We start from the raw sequence: 5,530 nt of genomic DNA, 5'->3' as shown, positions 1-5,530 counted from the left end.
CCCTTTGCTGCTTCGCTCAGGATGAGCTTATCCAGGGTCAAATCAGATACCGCCCGCCGCAGCCGCTGGTTCTCTTTCTCCAGCTCTTCAAGCCGAGCCAGCTGAGACCGCTGCATCCCGCCGTAGAGCTTTCGCCATCGATAAAAAGTCTGCTGTGTCACGCCGATCTGACGCACCGCCTCGGCAATCGTCGCGCCTTGTCCCTGCAGAACTTCAACCTGCCGAAGCTTCGATACAATATCTTCGGGTTTCTCTCGTTTTCCAGCCATCGCTGATCCTCCAAGTTACGGGACAAATCTATCCCAGGTGGTGGACCACTTTCAGGGGGCTATTCCAACACAAGCCGCAACACCAAGTGATACAATCGGCAACAGGTTCAGGTCTATTCAGGTTGGCGCCGAGAATTGTGGGCACCAGAAATCCACGATTTTGCTATATGGACTCCAGTCGTTTGGAGCGTGCGAAAAATGATCTCGGCTATCGATGTTTTCTCCGCTCTGACGTGCAAAGCCTCCTCGAAAGATCGCCGCTCCACTATGGAGCACCCGCTGTGTCCTGCTGAGGTCGCGAGAATCGTGGAGGACCACGATACGGCCAAGGCGGAGGAAGCAAAAGCACGCAAGGCCGAGCGAGCAGCGGAGCGCGAGAAAAAAGAGCGCGCCAAGTTCGAGGAGCTGCGCCGGAAGTTCGAAGGCACCAGTGCCGGGGACGACGAGGCCGTGGCAGACGAGTGAGTCTCATTATTGGGGACGGCCGGATCTTCCGGCTACCCCCACGCCACGATCAAGAAAGTTCGCTAAAGTCAAATTCCCCCTCCCGCAACAAAAAATATAAAACAATATCAACGCAGTAGCTCCCCAAGGGGCGCTTCTTGCGTTTGAGGCGTAAAGTGCGGTGCTACGCTGGTGCTATCCTGCGCAGCAGGATAGCTTTGCGACATCCTTTTCGAAGGTTTGTGCGGCCAGTTTAAGCCCCTCGACAGTTGTGAGATAGGGAAAGATCATCGCACCCAAATCATCGTAGGTCATACCCATCTTGAGCGCCATGGCCGCTGTCTGGATACTGTCCGCGCCTTCCGGGGCGATAATGTGCGCACCCAAGAGTTTCTTGCTGTTCTTGTCCGCAACCAGCTTGATCAGACCGCGCGTATCCCGTGCTGCCAGGGCGCGTGGTACATGTTCGAGACCTAAAACAGATGTGACCACCTCATGACCTGCGGCCTTGGCCAGTGCCTCGGTAAGGCCGACGCTTGCCACCTGTGGGTCAGAAAAGACCACAGCAGGCATGACGCTATTGTCATAGTTCAACGTGTTTCCGTTCATCGCATTTTTGGCGGCGAGCTCCGCGCCATAGGCCGCCATATAGACAAACTGATCCGTCCCGGTCACATCACCGGTCGCATAAACACCTTCCCGAGTGCTGCGCATCTGAGGGTCGATAACAATTCCGCCCCGCGCATTCGTGTCAATACCGGCGACATCGAGTGCCAAAGAGCCAGTGTTCGGGACCCGGCCTGTCGCCAGCAGGAGCTTTTCGGCTTCGATCCTGACCGCTGCGCCGTTATGTGTGGTGTGAAGGGTGACACCCTCGCCTGACTTTTCAAAGCTGTCGTATGCCAGCCCGTCCAACACCTTGATGCCCTCATCGGAAAAGGCTTTTGTCAGGGCTTTGCTAACTTCTGGTTCAGCCTCCGGCAGCAAACCACGACGCGTGACGATGGTAACGTCGACGCCAGCCCTCGCGAATATCTGAGCGATTTCAACGCCAATGTATCCACCGCCCATCACCATCAACGATTTGGGGAGTTCAGCCTGTTCAAGTGCCGAGGTGCTGTCCAGCCAATCGACGCCGTCCAGTCCGGGGATGTCGGGAACATGCGGGGACGAACCCGTTGCAATGATGACCTTTAGCGCACGAATAATGCGCTCACCAACCTGCAGTGAGCCATCTTTCGCGAAACGTGCCTGACCTTCAATGTAAGTGACGCCCTCATAGTTTGGCAGAACATCAACGTATTTGGCCGCCCGCAAATCATCTACCAAGGCTTGCTTTTGGGCCACCATTGCCGCCCAATCCGTCACACTTGCCGTGGCCTTTACGCCGTCAAAGCGGGCGGCGGCCTTGGCTGTGTGAAGCGTTTCTACCGCGCGGATCATCGCTTTGGACGGGACGCATCCGAAATTGACACACGTACCACCGATGGTTCCGTACCCGATGAGAGCAACCCGCGCGCCGTCTTCGGCAGCTGTAATCGCAGCGGAAAAGCCAGCTGAGCCAGCACCAATCACTGCAAGGTCAAATGTATCGGTATCCACTATGTTTGGCGTCAGTAAATCAAGCATGATGTATGGTCTTTCGTATCAGGTTTTGCGCGCACGGCGGATAAGGGCGTAAATCGTGATCAGCACGAATACAGCGAGGGCGGGCAACAGAACGTAGTCGAGGTAGCCGACGACAGCCGACAGCCCCACAATGCCAAAAAGCACAACCAGAACTGGCGTGAAGCAACACAGCGCGACAATCGCCGTGCCGACAATGCCCGTTTTAAGAAGTCTGTCGTTCACTTTGGTCATCTCCTTCCAATTTTTGATTATGTCTGCGCATCCGCACAAAACTGCGCACCGCCAGACGTGGCAGCCTTCGTACGGATATCGCCCGTCTCGTTCACCAGTGCCCCACTCGGCTTGGTCATCGACAAAACCGTTTCTTGTTCAACTTCCGACTCACTTGTAATGTCTGTAGTGACTACAGATGCAAGGAAACTGTTCATGTCCGACTTCACGAACACGCGAGGTTACGCGATTGGCGAAATGTCCAAGCGCACCGGCGTGAATATTGAAACGATCCGTTACTACGAGCGCATAAGGATCATGCCGGAACCGGACCGCACAGCAGGCGGTAACCGACAGTACAATCACAACCAGCTCAAGCGGCTGTCATTCATCAAGACGTCCCGCGAAATTGGGTTCAGCATTGGTGAAATCCGCGAACTGTTGGAGATGGTGGATCGGCAAGATTTCACATGTGGCGAAGTGCATGGATTGACCATCGGGCACTTGGCTTCTGTGCGTGAAAAGATCAAAGGGTTGCGGAAGTTGGAAAAGGCCCTTGTCGGCATGGCGGCAGAGTGCAGCCAGGGCGATGTGCCAGATTGCCCGATCATGGAGACGCTGTTTGAACCAAGGTGAACTAAGGGTATGACACCACGAGGGAGTGAGGCTTAGCGGGCATTGGATTGCTGAGGGCCAATGGTCGGTTCGTCCCTCCTTGCGGACACCCCCAAAAACATGTGCCCGGCATTGAAAATGCTGCATCGAGGATTTGGATCTTCCGGTCAGAAAAAGTGTTAATGTGGATTTGTCACATGAAGGAACAACACATGAGAGTATGCGGATGTGAGATATCGGCAAAGGAGGTTCGGCTTGCCGTTGTACATCTGAATGATGATGGCAACATGGAGATGCTTCGACCAAAAACCACACGAATAGAGCTCGAGGATGACACATCCGAGGCCGATCTACGATCATTCCTCGCGGCTCTTCACGAATTTTCCTGCGAAAACGAGATTGATACCTTTGTGATCAAAACCCGGGCCAAGAAAGGCAGAATGGCTGGTGGAGCCGTATCCTTCAAAATCGAAACTCTGATCCAGCTTGTGGAGGGATGTCACACCAGGTTCGTCAGTCCGGTGGCACTCTCTCACTTTGCCAAGAAAGAAGTCGAGGCATATCCAGATAAACTGCCTGTTTATTTGAAGAATGCCTTTCTTTCCGGCGCTTTTGCTTTGACTAGGGGCTGATACCCAACTTGGCTGAGCAGGCGACGATCGACCGGCTCCAGCCTATATAGGCACTCAGAAAACAAGGAGCCAAAAATTGCAGCATTTTTCTCTGCTTGATCTGTCGCCCATCCCGGATGGTGGAACCGCCGCTGATGCCTTGGGAAATACGATCGACCTGGCGCGCAATGCGGAGGCAAGCGGTTATCATCGCTATTGGTTGGCTGAGCATCACAATATGCCAGGCATCGCCAGTGCTGCAACAGCAGTGGTGATAGGAGCGGTCGCGTCGGCCACTAGGACCATCCGCGTCGGTGCCGGGGGGATCATGCTGCCTAACCATGCGCCTCTGGTCATTGCCGAACAGTTTGGCACACTTGCGACGCTTTATCCGGGGCGGGTTGATCTTGGGCTTGGCCGCGCTCCAGGTACCGATGGAGTGACGGCGCACGCCCTCAGAAGGCATAAGGAAGCCAATGATAACTTTCCGCAGGATGTAGCGGAACTCTTGGGGTACTTCGGCGACGCTTCAGAAGAAGCGCAAATCCGGGCAGTTCCCGGACAGGGCACCCATGTTCCAGTCTGGATACTCGGCTCCAGCCTTTATGGCGCGCAACTCGCTGCCTATCTCGGGCTGCCCTATGCGTTCGCCTCGCATTTCGCGCCCGCAATGCTTGAAGATGCGGTCGCAACATACAGATCGACGTTCCGCCCATCCCAGTGGCTTGCCAAACCGTATTTCATGTTGGCTGCAGGGGTCTGTGCGGCAGCGACTGATGACGAGGCAGTATATCTACGATCATCCCAAATGCTCGCCTTCGCTCGTTTGCGCGCCGGGCACCCAGGCAAACTGCCTCAACCGGTTTCGGATTTGTCAGCAGAGATTTCTGCGCCGGTCCTGGCGCAAGTGGAACAAGCCCTTTCCTGTTCGGCCACAGGCGGCCCCGAAACGGTCCGCAGCAAACTTGCAGCCTTGGTTGCGCGATATCAACCGGAAGAATTGATGGTAACCGGAATGATCCACAATCACGCCGCGCGACTGAAGTCCTTTGCAATTGCAGCGGAAGCTCTCTCCGATATCGCACAGGCATCAAAGTTAGCATAAGCGGCTTGGTTCAGTCACGTCCAACTCATGGACGGCAAAATTCGTAATGATGGGGTCGGGGGTTCGAGTCCCTTAGCTCGCACCATTTAAAGCTGTATTATCTTTATATTTCAAAATGATACAAAATATTTAAGATATTTAATCCCCCTTTCCGTCCCCCTTTCGTGCTGTGGTGTAGCCTTTTCCCTTCTAACTGACGCCACGAGAAATCTAAGGTGTAGAGCAGTCTCGAATTTCACGCTCTCGACTTTGAAGCTCGCCCGTAAATCCGGTTGATGACTAACAACAGTTTTGTGGGCAAATAAACTTTCGCTGCGTTTTCCCCAATGCGCCTATCTCCTGATTGCGCCTGCAGCGAAAAGCTGAGAGGGACGTATTGTGTTGAAAAACTCTTCCTTGATCGAGGCGTGCATCACTGATTCAATTCCCATATTGATCGGGAGATTTTGCGATGTTGGGACCGAGGCAGGAAGCACAGGCGGCGCTGTTTTATGAGTTCTCGCTGGAGGATCACATCCAGCAAAATCATTTGCTTCGTTCGATTGATCGGTTTGTCGATCTGAGCGGCATCCGCCAGTATCTGGCTGAGTTTTATAGCCACACGGGCCGTCCTTCCATCGATCCAGAGTTACTGATCCGCATGCTTT

8 protein-coding genes are annotated in these 5,530 nt (G+C 54.2%); 5 read left to right on the top strand and 3 right to left on the bottom strand.

Annotated elements, in window-relative coordinates; genetic code table 11:
* Positions 1 to 269 (bottom strand): transposase (locus tag BMZ91_RS20780; RefSeq protein ID WP_143076439.1); only part of this gene is annotated, 269 nt, incomplete at its 3' end.
* 267 nt (positions 270 to 536) lie between these two features.
* On the opposite strand from BMZ91_RS20780, the gene BMZ91_RS20775 reads away from it, so the two are divergent.
* Complete coding sequence (locus BMZ91_RS20775) at positions 537 to 734, top strand: hypothetical protein (protein ID WP_177193951.1); 198 nt, start codon at positions 537 to 539, stop codon at positions 732 to 734.
* A 174-nt stretch (positions 735 to 908) separates the two neighbouring features.
* Here BMZ91_RS20775 and merA read toward each other — a convergent pair whose 3' ends face one another.
* Together merA and merF are read right to left on the bottom strand one after the other, a co-directional pair.
* The gene (gene merA / locus BMZ91_RS20770) at positions 909 to 2,342 is read right to left on the bottom strand and encodes a mercury(II) reductase (protein WP_092842482.1); all 1,434 of its coding nucleotides are present in this window, start codon (positions 2,340 to 2,342) and stop codon (positions 909 to 911) included.
* An 18-nt stretch (positions 2,343 to 2,360) separates the two neighbouring features.
* On the bottom strand, positions 2,361 to 2,573 hold the full coding sequence (merF, locus tag BMZ91_RS20765) for a mercury resistance system transport protein MerF (RefSeq protein ID WP_092842481.1): 213 nt from the start codon (positions 2,571 to 2,573) through the stop codon (positions 2,361 to 2,363).
* A 195-nt stretch (positions 2,574 to 2,768) separates the two neighbouring features.
* Between merF and BMZ91_RS20760 the strand changes: the two genes are divergently transcribed.
* From BMZ91_RS20760 to BMZ91_RS20740, 4 genes are all read left to right on the top strand, one after another.
* Positions 2,769 to 3,188 carry a MerR family transcriptional regulator gene (locus BMZ91_RS20760; protein WP_092842480.1) on the top strand — a complete coding sequence of 140 codons (420 nt, stop codon included), beginning with the start codon at positions 2,769 to 2,771 and terminating at the stop codon, positions 3,186 to 3,188.
* 176 nt (positions 3,189 to 3,364) lie between these two features.
* A complete protein-coding gene (locus tag BMZ91_RS20755) occupies positions 3,365 to 3,799 on the top strand; it encodes a DUF3010 family protein (protein ID WP_245736524.1) in 435 nt (144 codons plus the stop codon).
* Between the two features lie 76 nt (positions 3,800 to 3,875).
* Positions 3,876 to 4,883: an LLM class flavin-dependent oxidoreductase gene (locus tag BMZ91_RS20750; protein WP_092842479.1), complete on the top strand. Its 1,008-nt coding sequence runs from the start codon at positions 3,876 to 3,878 to the stop codon at positions 4,881 to 4,883.
* A gap of 451 nt (positions 4,884 to 5,334) precedes the next feature.
* On the top strand, positions 5,335 to 5,530 hold a 196-nt coding region (locus BMZ91_RS20740; RefSeq protein WP_483880088.1), incomplete at its 3' end, for a transposase.

The organism is Roseovarius lutimaris (assembly GCF_900115165.1).
GTDB lineage: Bacteria > Pseudomonadota > Alphaproteobacteria > Rhodobacterales > Rhodobacteraceae > Roseovarius > Roseovarius lutimaris.
The sequence above is the reverse complement of the archived record's forward strand: the minus strand, read 5'-3'. Positions and strand labels throughout refer to the sequence as shown.

Bases quoted from the DNA above. Each gene is read 5' to 3' on its own strand.
- BMZ91_RS20775 (WP_177193951.1), top strand. From the start codon at position 537: ATGGAGCACCCGCTGTGTCCTGCTGAGGTCGCGAGAATCGTGGAGGAC.
- merA (WP_092842482.1), bottom strand. From the start codon at position 2,342: ATGCTTGATTTACTGACGCCAAACATAGTGGATACCGATACATTTGAC.
- merF (WP_092842481.1), bottom strand. From the start codon at position 2,573: ATGACCAAAGTGAACGACAGACTTCTTAAAACGGGCATTGTCGGCACG.
- BMZ91_RS20760 (WP_092842480.1), top strand. From the start codon at position 2,769: ATGTCCGACTTCACGAACACGCGAGGTTACGCGATTGGCGAAATGTCC.
- BMZ91_RS20755 (WP_245736524.1), top strand. From the start codon at position 3,365: ATGAAGGAACAACACATGAGAGTATGCGGATGTGAGATATCGGCAAAG.